18 protein-coding genes are annotated in these 21589 nt (G+C 28.0%); 6 read left to right on the forward strand and 12 right to left on the reverse strand.

Annotated elements, in window-relative coordinates; translation table 11 throughout:
- Window positions 1-28: 28 nt before the first annotated feature.
- The gene (gene pdxA, locus BLT70_RS15375; RefSeq protein WP_091896363.1) at window positions 29-1063 is read right to left on the reverse strand and encodes a 4-hydroxythreonine-4-phosphate dehydrogenase PdxA; all 1035 of its coding nucleotides are present in this window, start codon (window positions 1061-1063) and stop codon (window positions 29-31) included.
- A gap of 58 nt (window positions 1064-1121) precedes the next feature.
- Between pdxA and BLT70_RS15380 the strand changes: the two genes are divergently transcribed.
- Entirely contained in the window at window positions 1122-1706 is a 585-nt protein-coding gene (locus BLT70_RS15380; RefSeq protein ID WP_091896366.1) for a riboflavin synthase, read from the forward strand.
- A gap of 90 nt (window positions 1707-1796) precedes the next feature.
- Here the strand turns inward: BLT70_RS15380 and BLT70_RS15385 are convergent, their stop codons facing one another.
- The gene (locus BLT70_RS15385; protein WP_091896369.1) at window positions 1797-2939 is read right to left on the reverse strand and encodes a DNA polymerase III subunit delta'; all 1143 of its coding nucleotides are present in this window, start codon (window positions 2937-2939) and stop codon (window positions 1797-1799) included.
- A gap of 150 nt (window positions 2940-3089) precedes the next feature.
- Between BLT70_RS15385 and pgk the strand changes: the two genes are divergently transcribed.
- Both pgk and BLT70_RS15395 read left to right on the forward strand, forming a co-directional pair.
- A complete protein-coding gene (gene pgk, locus BLT70_RS15390; RefSeq protein ID WP_091896372.1) occupies window positions 3090-4277 on the forward strand; it encodes a phosphoglycerate kinase in 1188 nt (395 codons plus the stop codon).
- Between the two features lie 272 nt (window positions 4278-4549).
- Window positions 4550-5590, forward strand: coding sequence for an aldo/keto reductase (locus tag BLT70_RS15395; protein WP_091896375.1), 1041 nt, complete (start codon window positions 4550-4552; stop codon window positions 5588-5590).
- Between the two features lie 72 nt (window positions 5591-5662).
- Here the strand turns inward: BLT70_RS15395 and BLT70_RS15400 are convergent, their stop codons facing one another.
- The 6 genes from BLT70_RS15400 to BLT70_RS15425 all read right to left on the reverse strand — a co-directional run bounded on the left by BLT70_RS15400 (window position 5663) and on the right by BLT70_RS15425 (window position 9486).
- Window positions 5663-6430, reverse strand: coding sequence for a YoaK family protein (locus tag BLT70_RS15400; RefSeq protein ID WP_091896377.1), 768 nt, complete (start codon window positions 6428-6430; stop codon window positions 5663-5665).
- 66 nt (window positions 6431-6496) lie between these two features.
- Window positions 6497-6679 (reverse strand): hypothetical protein, encoded by a 183-nt coding sequence (locus tag BLT70_RS15405; RefSeq protein ID WP_091896380.1) that lies wholly within the window; start codon window positions 6677-6679, stop codon window positions 6497-6499.
- 9 nt (window positions 6680-6688) lie between these two features.
- Window positions 6689-7258 carry an acyltransferase gene (locus tag BLT70_RS15410; protein WP_091896382.1) on the reverse strand — a complete coding sequence of 190 codons (570 nt, stop codon included), beginning with the start codon at window positions 7256-7258 and terminating at the stop codon, window positions 6689-6691.
- A 6-nt stretch (window positions 7259-7264) separates the two neighbouring features.
- Complete coding sequence (deoC, locus tag BLT70_RS15415) at window positions 7265-8011, reverse strand: deoxyribose-phosphate aldolase (protein WP_091896384.1); 747 nt, start codon at window positions 8009-8011, stop codon at window positions 7265-7267.
- A 55-nt stretch (window positions 8012-8066) separates the two neighbouring features.
- Window positions 8067-8810 carry an energy transducer TonB gene (locus tag BLT70_RS15420; protein ID WP_091896386.1) on the reverse strand — a complete coding sequence of 248 codons (744 nt, stop codon included), beginning with the start codon at window positions 8808-8810 and terminating at the stop codon, window positions 8067-8069.
- 112 nt (window positions 8811-8922) lie between these two features.
- A complete protein-coding gene (locus BLT70_RS15425) occupies window positions 8923-9486 on the reverse strand; it encodes a DUF3109 family protein (protein ID WP_091896389.1) in 564 nt (187 codons plus the stop codon).
- 92 nt (window positions 9487-9578) lie between these two features.
- On the opposite strand from BLT70_RS15425, the gene BLT70_RS15430 reads away from it, so the two are divergent.
- The 3 genes from BLT70_RS15430 to BLT70_RS15440 all read left to right on the forward strand — a co-directional run bounded on the left by BLT70_RS15430 (window position 9579) and on the right by BLT70_RS15440 (window position 11613).
- Window positions 9579-10163 (forward strand): MarC family protein, encoded by a 585-nt coding sequence (locus BLT70_RS15430; protein WP_091896392.1) that lies wholly within the window; start codon window positions 9579-9581, stop codon window positions 10161-10163.
- A complete protein-coding gene (locus BLT70_RS15435) occupies window positions 10164-10769 on the forward strand; it encodes an NAD(P)/FAD-dependent oxidoreductase (protein WP_091896395.1) in 606 nt (201 codons plus the stop codon).
- Window positions 10770-10881: 112 nt separating this feature from the next.
- Entirely contained in the window at window positions 10882-11613 is a 732-nt protein-coding gene (locus BLT70_RS15440) for an energy transducer TonB (RefSeq protein WP_091896397.1), read from the forward strand.
- A gap of 999 nt (window positions 11614-12612) precedes the next feature.
- On the opposite strand, the gene BLT70_RS15445 is transcribed toward BLT70_RS15440, so the two are convergent.
- The 4 genes from BLT70_RS15445 to BLT70_RS15460 all read right to left on the reverse strand — a co-directional run bounded on the left by BLT70_RS15445 (window position 12613) and on the right by BLT70_RS15460 (window position 21495).
- Complete coding sequence (locus BLT70_RS15445) at window positions 12613-12975, reverse strand: response regulator (RefSeq protein WP_157691920.1); 363 nt, start codon at window positions 12973-12975, stop codon at window positions 12613-12615.
- A gap of 125 nt (window positions 12976-13100) precedes the next feature.
- Window positions 13101-13745: a response regulator transcription factor gene (locus BLT70_RS15450; RefSeq protein ID WP_197678367.1), complete on the reverse strand. Its 645-nt coding sequence runs from the start codon at window positions 13743-13745 to the stop codon at window positions 13101-13103.
- Between the two features lie 9 nt (window positions 13746-13754).
- Complete coding sequence (locus BLT70_RS15455) at window positions 13755-20411, reverse strand: PAS domain-containing protein (RefSeq protein ID WP_091896403.1); 6657 nt, start codon at window positions 20409-20411, stop codon at window positions 13755-13757.
- A gap of 346 nt (window positions 20412-20757) precedes the next feature.
- Complete coding sequence (locus tag BLT70_RS15460; RefSeq protein WP_157691921.1) at window positions 20758-21495, reverse strand: hypothetical protein; 738 nt, start codon at window positions 21493-21495, stop codon at window positions 20758-20760.
- Between the last annotated feature and the right edge of the window lie 94 nt (window positions 21496-21589).

Consider the following 21589-nt stretch of genomic DNA (forward strand, 5'->3'; position numbering starts at 1 on the left):
TATATCAAAAAAAGAAAAATCTTTATTTTTATTTTACAATTAGCGGATTATGAGTAAGTTCTAAATACTCTTTTCTTGTTTTAAAAACCTCAATTCCAGTAAATAATGCCTCTACAAAAGAAGATGGATTTGCCATATTTTTTCCGGCAATATCATAACCCGTTCCGTGGTCTGGTGAGGTTCTAACTGCATTTAAGCCTGCTGTAAAATTAACTCCTTTACCAAAAGACAACGCTTTAAAAGGTGCTAAACCTTGATCGTGATAAGTTGCCAAAACACCATCAAATTGTTTGTAAGTTTCAGAACCAAAAAAGCCATCTGCAGCATAAGGCCCAAAAACTAATTTGCCAGTTTCTCTAATTTTTTCGATTGTTGGCTTTATAATTTCGTCATCTTCTGTACCAATTACGCCTTTATCTCCACAATGCGGATTCAAAGATAAAACTGCAATTTTTGGCTTATCAATTCCAAAATCTTGCATTAAAGACATATGCATTGTTTCTACTTTACTCTTAATCAATTCTGGAGTAAGAGATTCTGCTACCTTAGATATAGGAATATGGCCGGTTATCAAACCAATTCGCAATTCATTCGTCATTAAAATCATTAAACTTTTTCCTTCTAAATTAGCTTCTAGATATTCTGTATGACCAGGAAAATTAAATGTTTCTGATTGTATATTTTCTTTATTAATTGGCGCTGTTAAAAGCACATCAATCTTTTTATCTTTTAAATGCTCTACCGCAGCCGCTAAAGATTTTGCAGCATATTCGCCAGAAACCTTAGTTGCTGTACCAAATTCAATTGCAACTTCTTCTTTCCAAATATTTAGAACATTTATTTTAGAATGATTTATTTGGTTTATTGATGTAATTCCGTGAACAGGAGTTTCAATTCTTAAAGCTTTTTTGTGATATGAAATTACTTTTGTTGCTCCAAAAAGTACTGGAGTACAAAAATCTAACATTCTTTTGTCTTCAAATGTTTTTAAAATTACCTCAATGCCAATTCCATTTAAATCTCCAATTGAAATTCCAACGATTATTTTATCAGATTTATCCATATAACTCTTGTAATATTGCTATTTTTGATGTGTACAAAAGTAACGAAATTTTAGTGATATGTTTACAGGAATTATAGAAACACTTGGATTAGTAACAAACGTTGTAAAAGAACAAGAAAATGTTCATTTAACAATAGAAAGCAACATTACAAACGAACTTAAAGTAGATCAAAGTGTGGCTCATAATGGTGTTTGTTTAACGGTTGTTGCTATTAATAATAATGAATACACAGTAACAGCAATCAAAGAAACGCTTGATAAAACTAATCTTGGAAAATTAAAAAAAGCCGATATTATTAATCTCGAACGCGCCATGAAATTAGGTGATCGTTTAGACGGTCATATAGTACAAGGTCATGTTGATGAAACTGGAATTTGCAAAAACATAAAAGACGAAAACGGAAGTACAGTATATACTTTTCATTATAATTCTGATAAAAATAACATCACCATAGAAAAAGGTTCTATTACTATAAATGGTATAAGTTTAACAGTTGTCAACTCTAAAAAAGATGAATTTAGTGTTGCAATTATTCCGTATACAAAAGAAAATACTACTTTTAAAACATTACAAATTGATGATGTTGTAAACTTAGAATTTGATGTAATTGGTAAATATGTTGCTAGATTAACGAATTTATAATTTGTGATATAAGAATGAAAGACGAATTAATTTGTAACTTTTTAGTTCTAATTTAAGAGATTGCTTCGTAAACTCGCAATGACAGAAATACTAAATCTTCTCTTCTTTTTTATGTAAAAAACGAGTAAGCTTCATAGAAAGATCTAACAGAATAATTTTTGCATTCCCATTTCTTTCAACATGATACATAGCATCATTTAGTTCTTTTTCTATATCTAGAATATTTCCAGAATGTACAAAAGGCGCAAATTTAGATAAATTAAAACCAGATTTTGTTTCCATAAAAACTAATTGATCAGACTTATAATTTAGTAAAAGTGCTTGTCTAAAAAACTGCAAACAATATTCTAAAAATCGTTTTTGAGTTTCTCTTCCAGATTTTGCTATCGTATCAGACCAAGCAATTAATTGCTGTACAACTGCTGCGTTTCCTTTTGCTTTAAAAGCAGTTCTAATCCAAGTTATAAACCATTCTTCAAAAACTAAATCAGCAGCATCTTTATCCATTAAATGCAAGGCTTTATTTAAATTTCCTTCTGCTTGATGTGCAATATTTGCAGCTTCTTTATCTTCAACTTGATGATTTACAATCAATGCATTCTCGATATCTTGCTCACTTAAAGCAGAAAAGTGCAAGGCTTGGCAACGAGACCTTATAGTGTTTATAATCTGCTCTTCGTTTTCTGTTATCAGTAAAAAAACAGTTTTATTTGGCGGTTCTTCTATTAATTTTAATAATTTATTAGCAGCAGCAATATTCATCTTTTCTGCCATCCAAATAATCATTACTTTAAAACCACCTTCGTAACTTTTTAATTGTAATTTTTTTACAACAGCTTCTGCTTCATCAACTCCAATTAACCCTTGTTTGTTTTCTACACCAATATGTTGCAACCAATTAAACAAACTTCCATAAGGCTGATCTGCAATAAAACTTCGCCAATCCTCTAAATACAAATCACTTACAGGATGTTTTTTTACCGCATCGCTCGTTGTTACAGGAAATGCAAAATGCAAATCTGGATGTTGCAGTTTATTACATTTTATGTTACAAGAATCTACATCATCAGAAAAATTACAGAGTAAAAATTGTGCATACGCAATAGCCATTGGCAACGTACCACAACCTTCTTTACCAACAAATAATTGTGCGTGCGGCACTCTACCGTTTTCGGCAGATTTTTGCAAATGTTTTTTAATATGTTCTTGGCCTATTATTTGGTTAAAAAGCATCTACAAATATAAAAATTTGTTGCTCACAAATTCTAGAATTTACGGCAAATTTTAAACTAATTAAATTACGCAAACGTTATCTTAATTTTTAAGTTATCAATTTTAATAACCGTAAATAATAGAGTATTTTTGTTAAAAATATCAACAAAAATGAAAACACTAAAAGATTTTAATTTCGAAAATAAAAAAGCAATTATACGTGTAGATTTTAACGTGCCTTTAAATGATAAATTTGAGGTAACAGACGCTACAAGAATTGAAGCTGCAAAATCTACCATTATAGAGGTTTTAGAAGGCGGAGGAAGCTGCGTTTTAATGTCACATTTGGGTCGTCCAAAAGGGAAACAAGATCAATTTTCTTTACGTCATATAGTTGATGATATCACTAATATTATTGGAGTAAATGTAAAATTTGTTGATGATTGTGTTGGACCAAAAGTTGAAGAAGCTGCAGCAAATTTAGAAAATGGAGAAATTTTATTATTAGAAAACTTACGTTTTTATGATGAAGAGAAAAAAGGAGACGTTGCTTTTGCAGAACAACTTTCTAAATTAGGAGATATTTATGTAAATGATGCGTTTGGTACTGCTCATAGAGCGCATGCATCAACAACAATTATTGCCCAATTTTTTGAAGGCAATAAATGTTTTGGAAACTTATTAGCTAGAGAAATTGAAAGCATCGATAAAGTTTTAAATAATTCTGAAAAACCAGTTTTAGCAATTTTAGGAGGCGCAAAAGTATCTTCAAAAATTACTGTTATTGAAAATATTTTAGACAAAGTAAACCATTTAATTATTGGTGGTGGAATGAGTTTTACATTTATCAAAGCACAAGGAGGTACTGTTGGAGATTCTATTTGTGAAGATGATAAAATGGAATTGGCTTTAGACATTTTAAAACAAGCAAAAGAAAAAGGCGTAGAAGTTCATATACCTGTTGATGTTATTGCTGCTGATGATTTTAGCAATGATGCAAATACACAAATTTGCGATATCACTAAAATTCCTGATGGATGGCAAGGTTTAGATGCAGGACCAAAATCAAGAGAAATTTTTGACGAAATTGTAAATAAATGTAAAACCATTTTATGGAACGGACCTTTAGGTGTTTTTGAAATGGAAACTTTTGCTGGTGGTACAATTGCACTTGGAAATTCTATTGAAAAAGCTACTAAAAACGGATCGTTTTCTTTAGTTGGTGGTGGAGATTCTGTTGCTGCTGTTAAACAATTTGGCTTTGCAGATAAAGTAAGCTATGTTTCTACTGGTGGTGGCGCAATGTTAGAAATGTTAGAAGGTAAAACTTTACCAGGAATTGAAGCTATTTTAAAATAAGTTAATTGCGTAACTGTTTAAGTGTGTAAATCTTAACTATTACTAAATCAACAACCTCGACCCAAGGATGCAAGGTATGCTTCAGAAAAAAATATCTTACAATTCAAGGTAAGTCTTGAGGAATTAAACCTTGGCTATCGCCCTACAATTAAATAAAAATGTGAAAGCGTGTAATTTTAACTATTACACGCTTTCTTTTTTTGATTAAAATAATAGTTTTTAATTTAGCAATCTGTTTTACATTTAAACAAATCAACAATAACACATCAAAAATGAAATACACAAAACTACCAAATACAGATACAAAAGTTTCTAAAATATGTTTAGGAACCATGACTTGGGGAAATCAAAATACAGAAGCAGAAGCGCATGAACAAATGGATTATGCTTTAGAAAAAGGTGTAAATTTCTTTGATGCCGCAGAGTTATATCCTGTACCTGCAAATGCAGAAACATATGGAGAAACAGAAAGAATTATTGGAAATTGGTTTCAAAAAACAGGTAATAGAGATAAAGTTGTTTTAGCAAGTAAAATTGCTGGAACTGGCGACTATACAAAACATATTAGAACTGGCGGATTCAACAAACAAAACATTACAGAAGCAATTGAAGGAAGCTTAAAACGTTTAAAAACAGATTATTTAGATTTGTATCAGTTGCATTGGCCAGATCGTGGTGTAAATTGCTTCGGATCAAGAGAATACCCGTATAAAACATTTTCTAAAGAAGTAGAAAAACATTTAGAAATATTAGAAACTTTGCAAGATTTTATAAAACAAGGAAAAATAAAACACATTGGTTTATCTAATGAAACACCTTGGGGAACGCTAAAATATTTACAAACTTCTACAGAAAATAATTTACCTAGACCTGTAACAATTCAGAATTCATATTCTTTAATTCATAGACCTTACGAAATTGGATTAAGCGAAGTTTCTATGAGAGAAAACATTGGTTTATTAGCGTATTCTCCATTAGCACAAGGAGTTTTATCTGGCAAATATTTAGATGGCAATTTACCAGAAGGTGCTAGAGGAACTTTGTATCCAAGGTTTATTTCTAGATATAAAAATGACGGATCAGAAAAAGCAGTTCTAAAATATTTAGAAATTGCAAAAAAGCATAATTTATCTTTAATACAAATGTCTTTAGCGTTTATAAATCAGTTGCCATTTGTAACAAGTAATATTATAGGAGCAACAAAAATAAGTCAATTAAAAGAAAATATAGCGTCTATTTATGTTCATTTATCTGATGAAATTATAGATGAAATAAATGCAGTTCATGCTTTAATTCCTAATCCTGCGCCTTAATTTAGTTGACAATTTTGATTTTAATAGACAGTTAAAAAAAATCTGAAGTAAAATAATTACTTCAGATTTTTTTTATTCTAAAGATGTAATAATATTCCCTTTCACGTTTTTTTTATGTTTATATTTTCTTCTAGTTCTTATAACTTTATATCTAAAATCATCAAAAAACAAACTTATTAATAAAATTATTGCTCCAAAAATAAGTGTGTTTAATTTAAAATCGAGTTTAGAATAGATAAATCCACCTATTAATCCGCCCATAAAAAAGAAACAGATTATAAAAATTCTTAGTTTTATAGTTGATTTAATTTCTTCTCTATGTGGATGTGTTTCCGGAAAAAACAATTGAGATAATTCAATTCCTAAATCTGTAAATAACCCCGTTAAATGCGTAGTTCTAACAATTGCATCCGAAATTTTGGTTACAAAAGAGTTTTGCATTCCCATAGAAAAAAGAAGTAAGCAAATAATTAAATTGGGGTATTGTATAACAACTACATCACTTATAATTGCAATCGATATTAAAACTAAAGATTCAATTATTGTTGGTATTACAAAAACGTTTAATTTTTTGTTTTCTTTAAATATCTCTATTAAAAAACTTGAAGAAAAAGACCCCAAAAGAAATGAAAAAATATAAAGAAAATAAATAGTTCCTTTCCAAAATTTAAAATGTGCAACATCATTAATAAACAACGCAAAATGCCCCGTTACATTTGTTGCCAATTGTTTAAAAGCTAAAAAACCTGAAACATTTACAACTCCGGCTACAAAAGACAAAATAGAAGCAATTCTTAAATTATGTTTTAAAGTTCTACTTTTACCTTGATGTCTAAACATTTAAATTCAATTTATTTCGATATTTTAAGCGGAGAAATGAAGTTTTTTTTAAGTAGTAAGAAAAAGTTAATGACTAATATTATATAAAAACTTTCCTAAAACTTCGCCACCATTATAGAACGATCCAATTATAAAAAGAACAAAAAATAATGCAATACTTAAATTTAAAATTGTTTTTTCTTTATGCGTAAATGCTTGATATTTTACAATTAATTTATCAATAAAAAAATCACTTTCTTTTGTTTTCATCGTTTTATTTTAAATTTTAGTTACACTATTATTTGTCAAATTATATTCTTCTCCACTTTCTTTACAAATAGCAAAACCGAGTTCATTAAATTCTAATTTATGACCAAATTCGCTAACCCAACCAATTTGTTTTGACGGATTACCAACAACTAAAGCATAAGGCAAAACTTCTTTTGTAACAACTGTTCCCGCGCCAATTAAAGCAAATTCACCAATTGTTTTACCACAAACAATTGTTGCATTTGCGCCAATACTTGCTCCTTTTTTTACAATCGTTTTTTGATATTCATTTTTTCTGATAACAGCACTTCTAGGATTAATTACATTTGTAAAAACCATTGATGGACCTAAAAAAACATCATCTTCGCAAATAACACCTGTGTAAATAGAAACGTTATTTTGCACTTTTACATTTCTACCCAAAATAACATCCGGAGAAATTACCACATTTTGACCCAAATTACAAGATTCGCCAATAACACAATTAGACATAATATGACTAAAATGCCAAATTTTTGTATCCTTGCCAATAATACAATTATCGTCTATAATTGCTGTTTCGTGTGCAAAATAATCCATGAAAAATTAATATCCAGCGTTGTTACCTTCTTGTTTTGTACAAATTTCTTTAGCAGATGATGTACCAATTCTATCAACGCCTAAAGTAATCATTTTTAAAGCTGTACCATAATCTCTAACTCCGCCAGCAGCTTTTATTTGCAGCGGTTTTGCATTTTCTGCAATTAACTTCATAGTTTCGAAAGTAGCGCCGTTTGGTAAATTATTTTCGGTTTTATAAAAACCAGTAGACGATTTTACAAACACTTTTTTAGCTGCATTTTCATCAAAATTTGTAAGTACAACTTCTTTTATTAATTGTGTAATTGTAATAATTTCTTCTGATGTTAAGGCTGCAACTTCTATAATCCACTTTACAACTTTATTATTTTCTAAACCTAATTTAGTTGCTGCAAAAACCTCTGCTTTTACTAAATTGATTTTACCTTCTTTAAAAGCGGTATAATTAACTACAAAATCTAGTTCATCTGCTTCTAAAGCAATTGCTTTTTGGGCTTCTTCTAACTTTATTTCTTTAGATGAATTTCCTTCTGGAAAATCGATAACTGTTCCTATTAAAACATCAACATTTGCTTTTAAGAGCATTTCTTTTGCTAAAGGAATATATTTTGCACGAATCATAACTAACTTATAATTATACAAAATAGCTTCGTTTATTAAATCAACTACATTTTGTTGATTTTCTTCTTCGGTAATATTTGCCTGCGATGCCGTTTTTAAATATGTAGCATCTAAAAATTGATTGATTTTCATAAACTCAAAAATACGAAATAATAAAAAAACCCAACTTTAAAGTTGGGTTTAATTTTTAATCTACTTGAAAAGAAATGGGCATTGTATATTTAACTTTTACCGATTTGTCTCTTTGTTTACCTGGCGTAAATTTTGGAAGCTTTTCTATTAATTGTTGTGTTTCGTTTTTTAATTTATCATGTGGCGCTCTAATTTGTATATCAACAACGTTTCCTTGATTATCAATAATAAACTGCGTCTGAATTTTATATTTACCAGATTGTAAACCTAATTCGCTTGCTAATTCTATATCAAAATTACGTTGTACAAATTTTTTCATTTTTTTATCAAAACATACCTTATTTTCTTCTTTTGATAAACCTTCACAACCTTTAAAAACCGGTGCAAATTCTATATTAATAAAAGGTACAGTTTCAATTGGAGTTTCCCATGTTTCATCAATAACAACAATATCATCAGGATTTATATGTACAATTTTATCCTTAGGTAAATTAATTACTGTTTCAACAACATTATTATCGCCTTTTTTAATTGGTTCATCAGGAATAAAAACATCCACAACGCTAACTTCTGGAATTTTTGGTGCTTTTTGCACCTCTCTTCGAAACTCAATAATTTCATCAGGATTAAAAATAACAATTTCTGGCGGATCAAAATCTACAACGGCAAATTGTTTTTGTTCGGTTTTGTGCTCTAGCGTTAGGTAAACGACAAAAAGCACTACTACAAGACCTAACTGTGTAAAAATGTTAGAGAATTTTTCTAATTGTTTGGTTGGTAATTTTTTTAAGTTTTTCATAATTAGAAAGTTTTTAAATGTTAAGACTTTGTTAAACCAAAGAATGTGCCAAAAAAAAAGCAGCATCAAAAAAAATTGATACTGCTCTATTTATAATGGTGTAAAATAAAATTTACATGTTTTCGGCTACTTTTTCTAATTCGTCGTACCAATTTTGCCCAAATTTACGAACTAAAGCTTGCTTAACAAACTTGTAAACTGGCACTTGCAACTCTTTTCCTAACGTACAAGCATCATCGCAAATATCCCATTTATCGTAATTTACAGCAGAAAATTCGCTATAATCTTTTACTCTAATAGGGTATAAATGACACGAAACTGGTTTTTTCCAACCGATTTCTCCTTGATTATAAGCCTCTTCAATTGCACAAAGTGCAGTTTTATTTTTATCAAAAATTACATAGGCACAATCTGCGCCATCAATTAAAGGCGTTTCTAATTCGCCCCATTCACTTGTAACCCAAGTACCTTCTTTTTCGATAACTGCTTTACTTTTTTCACTTAAATAAGGTTCTACCTTCGGATAAATTTTTTCTAAAATTTTGGTTTCTTCTTTTTCTAAAGGTGCACCAGCATCTCCATCTATACAGCAAGCTCCTTTACAAGCAGATAAATTACACACAAAATTTTTTTCGATAATATCTTCTGAAACGATTGTTTTTCCTAGTTGAAACATATCCGCAAAAATAAGATTATTTTTTTCTACTTTTTAACAATTTCGTAAAGTTAGTTAACTAATTTTGCACAAAAATTAAATACATTATTATAATGACTTTTAGCTACAAAGAAATTATTACTGCTTTTATGGTTTTGTTTGCAGTAATAGATATTATTGGTAACATACCAATCATCATAGATTTACGTAAAAAAGTAGGTCATATTCAATCGGAAAAAGCCTCTTTAATTTCTGGTTTAATTATGATTGTATTCTTGTTTTTAGGACAAAGTTTACTAAAATTTATTGGTATTGATGTGCATTCTTTTGCTGTAGCAGGTTCGTTTATTCTGTTTTTTATTGCCTTAGAAATGATTTTAGGAATTACTTTGTATAAAGATGATGGCAATCATGGAGTTGTAACTGCAACGGTTTTTCCTTTGGCTTTTCCTTTAATTGCTGGCCCAGGAAGTTTAACAACTTTACTTTCTTTACGTGCAGAATTTGCAATACAAAACATTATAATAGCTGTAATTTTAAATGTTATTTTTTTATATATTGTTTTAAAAACTTCTTCTAAAATAGAACGTTTAATTGGTGCTACTGGCATATTAATTATACGCAAAGTTTTTGGAGTAATTTTATTAGCAATTTCTGTAAAACTTTTTACTCAAAACATAAAAATGCTTTTTATATAAATGTCTTTTGATGCAATAATTATTGGTGGTGGTGTTTCTGGAATGCAATGTGCATTGGTTTTAGGTTCTGCCAAAAACAAAGCTTTTGCTGCTGATAAAAAAATTGCAATTATTATGCATCAAAAATCTTCTCATTTAGAAAACGCCTTGTTTAATAATGTTTTAGGTCTACAACCTAAAACATTAGGAAAAGATATTTTAACAAACGGAAAAGAACATTTATCAACATTATATCCGCACATTTCTCAAATTGACAGTGAGAAAGTTTTATCAGTAAAAGAAATAAATGGTCTTTATACTATTGTAACTAATAAGAAAAAATATCAATCTAAAATTGTAGTACTGGCTTTAAATTATGCAAAACCTTTTTTAATAAAAGGTTTAGATCTTTTTATTATTCCTCATAAAAAAGCAAACCCTAATAAAGATAGAATTCAATTAAAAAATGATGATTATCTTATTAAAAAAAGGCTCTATTGTTGTGGTACAATTGCTGGCTGTAGAAGTCAATTTTCAATTGCTGCAGGAAGTGGTGCATCTGTAGCTACAGATATTCTTACAATCTGGAACGAAAACATCCCCACCAAGGTGCACGACAAAGTATGAGGAAAATCATATTTTAAATAGCGTAAAACTTCTAATTTTACAATCAGATATCAAAATATTAAGAATTTGATAATCTAAACAGACTATTTAAAATAATTTAAAAAATTCCATCATGGAAATTAAAAAAAACCCAAAACAACAGTTAGAAAATTATAGTAAAATTTTCATGCAAATAGGTTTAGTTCTTACTTTATATATTACCTATGCTTGTATGGAATACAAGACTTATGATATGGATAACACATCAAACTTAGGAGTTGTAAATATGATTGATGAAATGCAAGAAGATATTCCTATAGTAGAGATTAAAAAAGTTGAGCCACCAAAACAAAATGATCCACCACCAACAATTGAAAAAATTAAAGTTGTAGAAGATGATTTAAAAGTAGAAGAAACTATTATAGAATCTACAGAAACTGATGAAGGACAAGCTGTTGTAGTAAATACACAAGACATTGTTGAAGTTGAGGAAGTTGAAGAAGTTGTAGAAGATATTCCTTTTATTTTAATTGAAGATGTTCCTGTTTACCCTGGTTGTAAAGGAAATAACAAAGAACTTAAAGATTGTTTTACTAAAAAAGTAACTGAATTTTTTGGTAAAAGGTTTGATGTAAATTTAGCTACAGAATTAGGCTTACAACCTGGTAAGAAAAAATTATTCGTTGTTTTTACAATTAATAAAAACGGAAAAATAACAAATGTAAGATCTAGAGGACCACACCCTGTTTTAGAAAAAGAAGTTGGTGAAATTATTGGTGCTTTACCAAAAATGACACCTGGTAAACAAAGAGGAATGCCTGTAGGTGTTAGTTATAGCATACCAATTACCTTTGAGGTTAGATAATACTCTTGATATTAAAAAATAATTCCCCTTTAGTTTAAATATTAAAAGCTAAACTTTAAAAAAGTTTAGCTTTTTTGTGCTTAAAATTTTAAATATCATCTTAACCTAATCTCTTAAAATGTTTAGAGAAGTAAGTTAAAAAACATTTTATTTTTAAAAAAAACTCTTAAATAAACTTTTGTTGCTATTAATAAAGAAAAATTAAGAAATCTACCTATAAAATAATATAAATACCTGCTTTATCTTTGTAGTGTACTATTAACTATATGTAGTAATATCAAAAAATAAATTCCCTATTGTAAAGTATATAAATTCCCCCGTTTTTACTTCACAAAAAAGCTAAACTACCCCCCAAAGTTTAGCTTTTTTTTTGTGCTAAAAATTAAGGAATCTACCTATAAAATAGTATGAATCTCTGCCTTATCTTTGTAGTGTATTATTAATCATATTTAATATATTATTGAAAAAAAATAAAATTTCCCAATTATAAAGTATATAAATTCCCCCGTTTTTACTTCATAAAAAAGCTAAACTATCCCCCAAAGTTTAGCTTTTTTTTTGTGCTAAAAATTAAGGAATCTACCTATAAAATAATATGAATCTCTGCCTTATCTTTGTAGTGTATTATTAATCATATTTAATATATTATTGAAAAAAAATAAAATTTCCCAATTATAAAGTATATAAATTCCCCCGTTTTTACTTCATAAAAAAGCTAAACTATCCCCCAAAGTTTAGCTTTTTTTTTATGCTAAAAATTAAGGAATCTACCTATAAAATAGTATGAATCTCTGCCTTATCTTTGTAGTGTATTATTAATCCATATTTAATATATTATTGAAAAAAAAATAAATCCCCAATTATAAAGTATATAAATTCCCCCGTTTTTACTTTACAAAAAAGCTAAACTATCCCCCAAAGTTTAGCTTTTTTTTGCTAAAAATTTTTAAAATCAGAAAATATTTAGGAATCTATTCCTAATGATAAATTAGTTTTAAGTTAAGCTTTTTTAAGTGCTTCTATTAATTCATCAGCATCTTTTGCTTTATCAAAAAAGGCGTAAGCGCCGTATCTTAATGCCGTTTTTTTTAACTCTTTACTTATAGAAAAAACAAAGACTTTTGTGTCTATTTTTTTCTCTTTAAGCCATTTTAGTAGCTCTATACCATTTCCATCAGGTAATTTCAAATCAAGTATTAATAAGTCAAAATTCGTTTCAATTAAAATAGACATTGCTTCTTGTAAGGAATTTATTAAGCGTATATCTCCAATACTACTAACTTCTTTAGCCATATTAACGACACTCTTTCCAATAAAAAGGTTGTCTTCTACTATTAATAAATTCTTTAATTTTAATTTCAAAATAAGATTGTAAACCTTAATTTAAGGAAGGTGTAAGTTAGATAGTTTTTAGGTACATTGAAATAAGCAAAATGCTTAACATTTGTCCCATTTTAACCTTATTTCAAATAATAAAATACTATAAATCAAACATCTAAAGAAGTTAAACCTTTTTGAATAGCATATTTTGTTAGTTCGGGAATAGTGTGTAAGTCTAGTTTTTTCATAATATTATTTCTATGAACATCTACAGTCTTTGAACTTAAAAATAATACTTCTCCTATTTCTTTAGATGATTTACCTTCTGCAATTAATTGTAATACCTCTTTCTCTCTTGTACTCAATTTTGCTTTCTGTAAATTTTCACCCTGCTTTAATAAAGTAAGAAACTCTTGGTTAATGTCTTTTGACAAGTATTTTTTATTCTCAACCACTGTAGTTATAGCAATAATTAACTCGTCGGAATCTCCATCTTTTAATAAGTAACCAAAAGCTCCTGCCTTAAACATACCTTGAATAAATTGTTTAGAAGAATGCATAGACAGACCAATAATTTTTATTTTAGGATTTATTTTATGTATTTGACTAGCAGCTTCTATACCATTTAAACCAGGCATAGCAACATCCATAACCACAACATCTGGCATTAATTTAGTGCATACTTTTATTGCTTCTCTACCATCAGAAGCCTCGCCAATTATATGCATATTAGATCTTTGCTCTATAATGTTGCGTAAACCATCTCTCAATAATTTATGATCATCAACTAATATTAATTTAATTACATTCATTTATACAGGTCATGTAGCTAAAGGTATAAAAATTTTAACAAAAGTCCCAACATTTTTTTGTGATTCTATACTAAATTTTCCCTTTATGTTTTGAATACGTTCTTGAACTGTAAACAAACCAAAACCAGATCCTGAATGATTATTAATATTTTTTAATTTATCAGTATTAAAACCTATTCCATCATCATATATTAGAATGTATATACCAAAATCGTTTCTATCAAAATTTAAAGTTATTAGAGAAGCATTTGCGTATTTTATGGTGTTTTTTATCACTTCTTGTATACTTCTAAACAATAAAATCGATTTTACATCATCAAGTTTAACATTATTTACATTACTATTAAATTGACATGTTATTTTATGTGTAGCTTCTACATCATCAAGTAACCAATTTAAAGCATCAATAATACCAAGTTGATATAATACTGGTGGTGATAGTTCGTAAGTAATTTTACGACTATTTTCTAAAGCTTCAGAAATATGCGTTTCAATAAATTTTAAATCATCATCAATAACTTGTAATTGCGGATTTTTTTTAAGCTGATTTATTCTCATTTTTGAAATTACTAAAGATTGACTTAAGTGGTCGTGAATATTTGAAGCTATTTCCTTTTTTTGCTTTTCTTCTATCATTGTAATCTCTGTAGTCATTTTCTGAAGTGACTTTTGATATTCTTCTATTTCTTTTTTCGCTTTTACCCACATTGTAATATCTCTAGAAGTGGTAACAAAATGGCTAATTTCTTTACCTTCATAAACAGGAGATGATAAATACTCTAACCAAATATAATGTCCTTCTTTATGACGAACTCTAAAAGTTAGCGCTTCATTATATTTATCCGTAGAAAGTCTATTTTGAATATCTTCTTTTAATTTCTCTACATCTTGTTTATGAACTAAATTAAAAACTTTTTTACCTATAAAACTTGATGGTTCATAACCTAATAGTGTTTTTACAGAAGGACTAACATATTTAAAAGTACTGTCTTTTTCCTGTAAAGAAATTAAATCATTAGAGTTATCTGTTAAGATACGATACATTTCTTCTGCTTTTTCAATTTCTTGCATGGCAAGTTTTTGTGCAGTAATATCTTGATTTGTACCTCTTAAAGTAACTACTTTGCCGTTTTCATCAAATATAGGTTGGCAAATAGATCTTAATATTTTTTGTTCTTGATTTGGTATGTAAATTCGAAATTCGATATCGTAAGGTTCTCCAATAGTAGAAGCTAAATCTCCAGAATTTTTAAACATTTCTTGGTCATCGATATGAATTCGATTTATAATTTCAGCATGACTTGGTACTGATTTATCTAAATCATAACCCCAAATACGAAAAGTTTCATCAGACCATTCTGTTTTTTTACTTGAAATATTAAATAACCAGCTACCAACATGAGCTAATTCTTGCGCTTCTTTTAATCTCCTTATAGACTCTTTTTTTTCTAATTGTGCATCTTTTATACTTTGAATACTTTGTACACTCACAGGAACCGTTTGTTGTTCTGTTAGAGTTTTTGGAATACCAACAGATAATAAAGTCGCAAACTCATCTCCTGCTAAAGTTTTATATGTAACCTCAGATGTAAATGCTTTTTCATTATTCCATATTGCTTCTATAAACCTTATAAATACTTTCTTTGATCCTATACCCAGAGTATCTCGAAAATTATTTAAAAATTCTTGATGACTTTTTGCTTTAAATAATTTTAAAGTAGCTCTATTTACACTATTTATTTTTATCTTATCAAGCAAAGAATTTGTTATATCTGGATGTGCTTCTAAGTATAGTTTAATATTAGGTATATCAAGTCTTCTAAGTACTTCTATTTCTTTAAAAACCTGTGATAAATCTTCATTCCAAATAGAAATAGTTGCATTATCAAATAGCCTCCTAAAATTATTTTTTATCCTTAAATTCTCTTTTTCAATTTGTACTCGTTCTGTAATATCCTTGGTAACACCAAATACTTTTTCATTATCAGCTTTTTCTAAAGCCATAATAAACACAGTTCTAACTTCTCCAGATGGGCGCTGTATTCTAAAATCAAACGGAACAAACGTTTTGTTTATTAGCAACGAAGAAACACCTTGTTCTAATTTATACAGGTCTTCTGGTAAAACTGTCTTTTTAACATTTTCATTTGTTGGGCAAAAATTTTCTTTTGATACCCCATAAATATTATACATTTCATCAGACCATTCTGCTGTATCTGTAACCATATCCCATTGCCAACTACCAACATGGCTTAATTTCTGTGCTAGATTTAACGAATTATTTAATTCAAATAATCGTTTATTTTGACGATCTAATTCATTTTGTATTAATTTTCTTTGTGTAATATCTTGAGCAACACCTCTTCTACCAACAACTTCTTGTTGTTCGTTGTACACTGGCTGTACAACAAGTCTCATCCAAACTGTTTTCTTTTTTTGATTGAATAATTTTAACTCTAGATCATAAGGAACGCCGTCTCTTTCAAGCGCTGTAGTAGCGACTTTCATTTTCTGTTTTGATTCTTCATCAAAATATGGTATAATTTCTTTTATTGGTGGCACTTTTTTGGTGGGATCAAGGCCATATAAATTATAAAGATACTCAGACCATTTAAAAACATCTGTTGCATTATCATACTCCATAAAACCAATTTTAGCAACCTTACTAGCTTCATTTTTAGAGTATTCACTTTTTTCTAACAATTCTAAAGCTGTTTCAATTTCTTGTTTAGAAACTTCTAATTCAAGTTGTGCTTTTTTAGCGATAGTTATATCTTGACTAACTCCTCTTCTACCAATAACTTCATTTTGTTCATTAAAGATAGGTTCCGCTACATTTCTTACCCAAACCTCTTCATTTCTTCCATTTATTATTTTTAACTCTAAATCATAGGGAGTCCCTGTAGAATCTAAATCTAAAGTGGCTTGTATTACCTTTTCTTTAGATGCTTCATCAAAATAAGTTATTGCCTTATTGCGTGTAATAGTTTCTTTTGGATCTATACCAAAAATATAATAAAGATACTCAGACCAAATAAAAGTATCTGTTGCAATATCATAATCATGATACCCAATTTTAGCAACTTTACTTGCCTCGTCCATAGAATATTTACTCTGTTCTAATAAATTTAAAGACTCTTGAATCTCTTGTTTAGACAACTCTAATTCTTGTTGCGCTTTTTTAGATGCTGTAATATCTTGTGTTACTCCTCTTCTACCTATAATTTCATTTTTTTCATTATAAATAGGCTGTGCTACACTTCTTACCCAAACATTTTTATTTTTAATTTGATTAAAAATTTTCATTTCAATATCATAAGAAACACCTTTGGCATAAAGGTTTGAGGTAGCTTCATTTAATATTTCTAGAGATTCTTTATCTATATTTTTAAAAAATTCTTCTTTTGAAGGTATTTTTTTTACAGGATCAAAACCATGAATGTTAAAAAGATAATCTGACCATTTAAAAGTATCTGTAGCAATATCTTGTTCAAAATACCCTATTTTAGCAACTTTACTTGCCTCATCCATAGAATATTTACTCTGTTCTAATAAATTTAAAGACTCTTGAATCTCTTGTTTAGACAACTCTAATTCTTGTTGTACTTTTTTAGAAGCTGTAATATCTTGCATTACACCTCTTCTACCTATAATATTATTTTCTTTATCGTAAATAGGTTGAACTACTGTTCTTACCCAAATCTCTTTCTTTTTTAGATTAATTAATTTTAATTCTATATCATAACTAATACCTTTTATACTTATATCTTGAATAGATTGTTGTATTTTTTTCTGAGATTCTAAATCGTAAAATGCTATTAGTTCTTTTCGTGATGGAATTTCATCTTTAGGATCTATTGCATAAATATGATATATATAATCAGACCAGATAAACACTTTGGTTGATAAATCATATTCCCAAAACCCTATTTTAGCTATTTTACTAGTTTCTTTTAAAGAATATTCACTTTCTTCTAACTGATCTAATGAAATTTGAATTTTTTGTTTAGACAACTCTAATTCTAATTGTGCTTTTTTAGATGCCGTAATGTTTTGCATTACACCTCTTTTACCTACAATTTCATTTTCTTTGTTATATATAGGTTGCGCCACATTTCTTAACCAAACTTCTTCATTTTGTTTATTAATAAATTTCAACTCAATATCATAACTAATACCTTTAGAAATAATATCTAACGTTGCCTGCGCTAATTTTTCTTGAGATTCTTTATCAAACTTTTCCATAATCTCATTTTGAGGCGGAATTCCATTTTTTGGATTTGATTCAAAAATCTGATACAAATAATCAGACCATATAATCGTATTGGTTATCAAATCATGATCCCAATACCCTATTTTAGCAATTTTACTACCCTCATTTTTAGAGTATTCGCTTTTTTCTAATAACTTTAAAGACTCTTGAATCTTTTGTTTGGAGAATTGTAACTCTAATTGTACTTTTTTAGAAGCTGTAATATCTTGCATTACACCTCTTCTACCAACAATTTTATTATCTTGGTTATAAACTGCCTGAACAGCATTTCGTACCCATACTTCTTCTTTTTTAAAATTGATAATTCTTAAATCTACATCATAAGAAATACCCTTAGTTATAAGTTTTAAGTTTGCTTGTGCTAACTTTTCTTGAGATTCTTTATCATAAAGTTTCATAATTTCATCTCTTGATGGTATTTCATCGCTTGGTTCTAAACCAAAAAACTGATAAACAATATCAGACCATACAAAAACATTCGTTGCAAGATCATGTTCTAAATATCCTATTTTAGCCATTTTATTCCCCTCACTTTTGGCGAATTCACTTTTTTCTAGGAGTTCTAAAGTGGCTTGAATTTTTTGTTTAGAAAGTTCTAGTTCTAATTGTGCAATTTTAGATTCTGTAATATCTTGTGTTATACCACCTCTACCTATAATTTCGTTTTGTTCGTTATAAATTGGCTGACCTTTAGTTCGTATCCAAACTTCTTTATTATCTTTATTAATAAATTTTAACTCAATATCGTAAGGGATTCCTTTTGTAGCAAGGTCTGATGTTACTTGGGCAATTTTTATTTGATACTCTTTATTAAAAAACTTAGCAGTTTCAGTAATTACTGGGGCAATCTTTTGGGGTTTTAGACCAAAAATTTCATACACATAATCAGACCATACAGTATCACCAGTTGCTGCATCATAATTCCAATATCCTATTTTTCCTACTTTACTTGCCTCGTCTTTAGCAAATTCACTTTTTTCTAATAAGTCTAAAGAATCTTGAATCTGTTGTTTGGAGTGTTGCAATTCTAATTGTGCATTTTTAGAAACTGTAATATCTTGTAAAACACCTCTTCTTCCAACAATTTTGTTCTTTTGGTTAACAACCGGCTGAGCTACATAACGAACCCAAACTTCTTGTTCTCTTTTATTTATTAATTTTAATTCAATATCACAATGAATCCCATTATAATCAATATTTTGATCAGCTTCTGCAATCTTTTTTTGAGATTCTTTATCAAAAACTGACACAATTTCTTCAGGTGATGGCATTCCGTCTTTTGGGTCAAGTCCAAAAATTTCATACACATAATCAGACCAGATAAAAGTATTAGTAGCAATATCATATTCTTGATATCCTATTTTAGCTACTTTACTTACTTCTTTTAAGGAATATTCCCTACTTTCTGCTGCTAATAAAGAATTTTTAACCCTTTTTGTATTTGAATAAATAAGAAATATTATAAATAATGATATTATAAATAAAATAATGAAAACAACTATGTAAACTGTTTTATAGAATGGTTTCATTATTTCATTAAAAGGTACAATTCTAAGAAGATACCAATTATTAACACTTTCAGTTCCGTATTTTGAAAGAGTTGTAAATCCTGATAGAAATTTTATACCCTTAGAATTTTCATTAAAATAAAAACCTTTTTCGGCCTTTTCAAATTTTTGTTGTAATTCATTTATCAAGAAATCTGGATGTTTTTGATAAATTTTTACTTCTTTATTTCCAGATACAAGTACTACTCCTTCATTGTTTAATAAATAAGTGCGTTTATAACCCGTTGATATATTATCAATATAAAGTATTAATTCGTTTAGAGGCTTCATATTCATAAAACCGACTAAAACACCTACAACATTTCCTTCTAAATCAATAACATCACTAAATAATTTAAGGTTAAATGATTGATTTTTTTTAATCTCATCTTTTGATGTTATAGATAAATTTGAAACAAACACATCATCATTGCCACCATTTATTGTTTTTTTAAATTCATCTTCTAAATCAGGCTCTAATTGTAACAAATTCTCACCAATAAATTTCTTATCAGATGAAGATAGAATGATTCCTTCTTTATTTACAAATAAAAGTTTGTTGTAAAAGGGATATTGATTTTCTACTCTTGTTAAATATTCTGAAGTAATTTCGCTAGAACTTGAACTAAATAACGGATTATTACTTAAAACATTAAAATCTGCTATTCTAGTTAACATAAAGTTATCTATCGCTTTTGCAGAATTTTCTACTCTTTGATTAAGCCGATTTCCTTCTACTTCTTCAAAATCGTTCATCAAAGTAAAATAAAAAATAGTAATTATACCTGCTATAAATATAATAGAGGTTAAAATAAAAGCAATTTGAAATTTTTTTCGAATTCTCATTAATTTTTTGTCTTATTATCATAAAGCATAGCTAAGATTAGCTTTTAACTTTAAAAGCTATAATCTACAAACTATATTCTATTTTTTAAATCTAAAATATATTTTTTTTCAATATTTATGCTTAAATAACCTTATGTTTTAAAAATGTAATTGATAAAACTAAAAAAGTGGTCCTTTAAATTTTAACTAAATAAGTCGCTCTTTATCATTATTATAAAAAGGAATAATCAAAAAACTTAAAGATTGTTTTTCTACTTTCTGATAATCTTTTTTAAAAAGTTAAGTTTAACCTAACTAAATTGTTTATCTTTTTTTAATTTCTTATTTAAAAGACTCAAATTTTATTTTATCCGTTGCGATTTATAAAATTCTTTATTTTAAAAGTTTTTGATAGGTTATTGACTGAATTAGAGTATCTTAAGTAGATATAAAAAATAATGCTGTAAAAGATAGCAAAAACCCCTTTTGATATAATTCCTGATACTAAAATTGAACTTAAATTATTGAAGTTCCAAAATGCTATAATTGAAAAAAATATAGAATCGAAAATAACAACGATTAACATTGTTAAACAAATTTGTAAGAATAAGTACTTTATTTTCTTAGATATAAATTCGAAAATTATTATAATTAATAATGAATCTAAAAACAGTGTTATTGTACCAACAAATAAAACCCATGCACTAATATCAAAAAGATTTATTGATATGTTTAAAGGGTTTAATGCTGATTCTTCTTTAAAATTTAAACCAAAAGTTAGTAAAAGGATCGACATTACAACGTTTACAATAAGTAAAGTATAGATTACTTTCTCAGTTTCAAAGGAATCTTCCTTTATATATATAATTAGTAAAACAAAAAGTGTTGCCGTAAATAAAACCGAAGATCCTGGTGAAACTATAAAATTATTAGCAATTGAAACATACAAAGTACTAGATAAAAATACTTGCACAAATTGAAACAATCCTAAGCAAGCAAATAACACTCCAATACCTAATTTTTTTCTAAGTCGAAATAATAAAAGTATAAGAAAAGCAACAATTGTACCTTGCAATAACAAAAGGGCTATTTGACTGTAATTCATATCTTAATGTCTAAAATTTAGACTATACAATTAATTTATGTTAATATTCTAATATCTGATTATAGTTTTAGTCTTTATAATAAAAAAAATCCAA

Origin of the sequence: Polaribacter sp. KT25b (assembly GCF_900105145.1) — a bacterium.
Lineage (GTDB): Bacteria > Bacteroidota > Bacteroidia > Flavobacteriales > Flavobacteriaceae > Polaribacter.

What these genes read in the sequence shown, in the direction of transcription:
- pdxA (WP_091896363.1), bottom strand. Translation starts at nt 1,063, where the DNA reads ATGGATAAATCTGATAAAATAATCGTTGGAATTTCAATTGGAGATTTA.
- BLT70_RS15380 (WP_091896366.1), top strand. Translation starts at nt 1,122, where the DNA reads ATGTTTACAGGAATTATAGAAACACTTGGATTAGTAACAAACGTTGTA.
- BLT70_RS15385 (WP_091896369.1), bottom strand. Translation starts at nt 2,939, where the DNA reads ATGCTTTTTAACCAAATAATAGGCCAAGAACATATTAAAAAACATTTG.
- pgk (WP_091896372.1), top strand. Translation starts at nt 3,090, where the DNA reads ATGAAAACACTAAAAGATTTTAATTTCGAAAATAAAAAAGCAATTATA.
- BLT70_RS15395 (WP_091896375.1), top strand. Translation starts at nt 4,550, where the DNA reads ATGAAATACACAAAACTACCAAATACAGATACAAAAGTTTCTAAAATA.
- BLT70_RS15400 (WP_091896377.1), bottom strand. Translation starts at nt 6,430, where the DNA reads ATGTTTAGACATCAAGGTAAAAGTAGAACTTTAAAACATAATTTAAGA.
- BLT70_RS15405 (WP_091896380.1), bottom strand. Translation starts at nt 6,679, where the DNA reads ATGAAAACAAAAGAAAGTGATTTTTTTATTGATAAATTAATTGTAAAA.
- BLT70_RS15410 (WP_091896382.1), bottom strand. Translation starts at nt 7,258, where the DNA reads ATGGATTATTTTGCACACGAAACAGCAATTATAGACGATAATTGTATT.
- deoC (WP_091896384.1), bottom strand. Translation starts at nt 8,011, where the DNA reads ATGAAAATCAATCAATTTTTAGATGCTACATATTTAAAAACGGCATCG.
- BLT70_RS15420 (WP_091896386.1), bottom strand. Translation starts at nt 8,810, where the DNA reads ATGAAAAACTTAAAAAAATTACCAACCAAACAATTAGAAAAATTCTCT.
- BLT70_RS15425 (WP_091896389.1), bottom strand. Translation starts at nt 9,486, where the DNA reads ATGTTTCAACTAGGAAAAACAATCGTTTCAGAAGATATTATCGAAAAA.
- BLT70_RS15430 (WP_091896392.1), top strand. Translation starts at nt 9,579, where the DNA reads ATGACTTTTAGCTACAAAGAAATTATTACTGCTTTTATGGTTTTGTTT.
- BLT70_RS15435 (WP_091896395.1), top strand. Translation starts at nt 10,164, where the DNA reads ATGTCTTTTGATGCAATAATTATTGGTGGTGGTGTTTCTGGAATGCAA.
- BLT70_RS15440 (WP_091896397.1), top strand. Translation starts at nt 10,882, where the DNA reads ATGGAAATTAAAAAAAACCCAAAACAACAGTTAGAAAATTATAGTAAA.
- BLT70_RS15450 (WP_197678367.1), bottom strand. Translation starts at nt 13,745, where the DNA reads ATGAATGTAATTAAATTAATATTAGTTGATGATCATAAATTATTGAGA.
- BLT70_RS15455 (WP_091896403.1), bottom strand. Translation starts at nt 20,411, where the DNA reads ATGAGAATTCGAAAAAAATTTCAAATTGCTTTTATTTTAACCTCTATT.
- BLT70_RS15460 (WP_157691921.1), bottom strand. Translation starts at nt 21,495, where the DNA reads ATGAATTACAGTCAAATAGCCCTTTTGTTATTGCAAGGTACAATTGTT.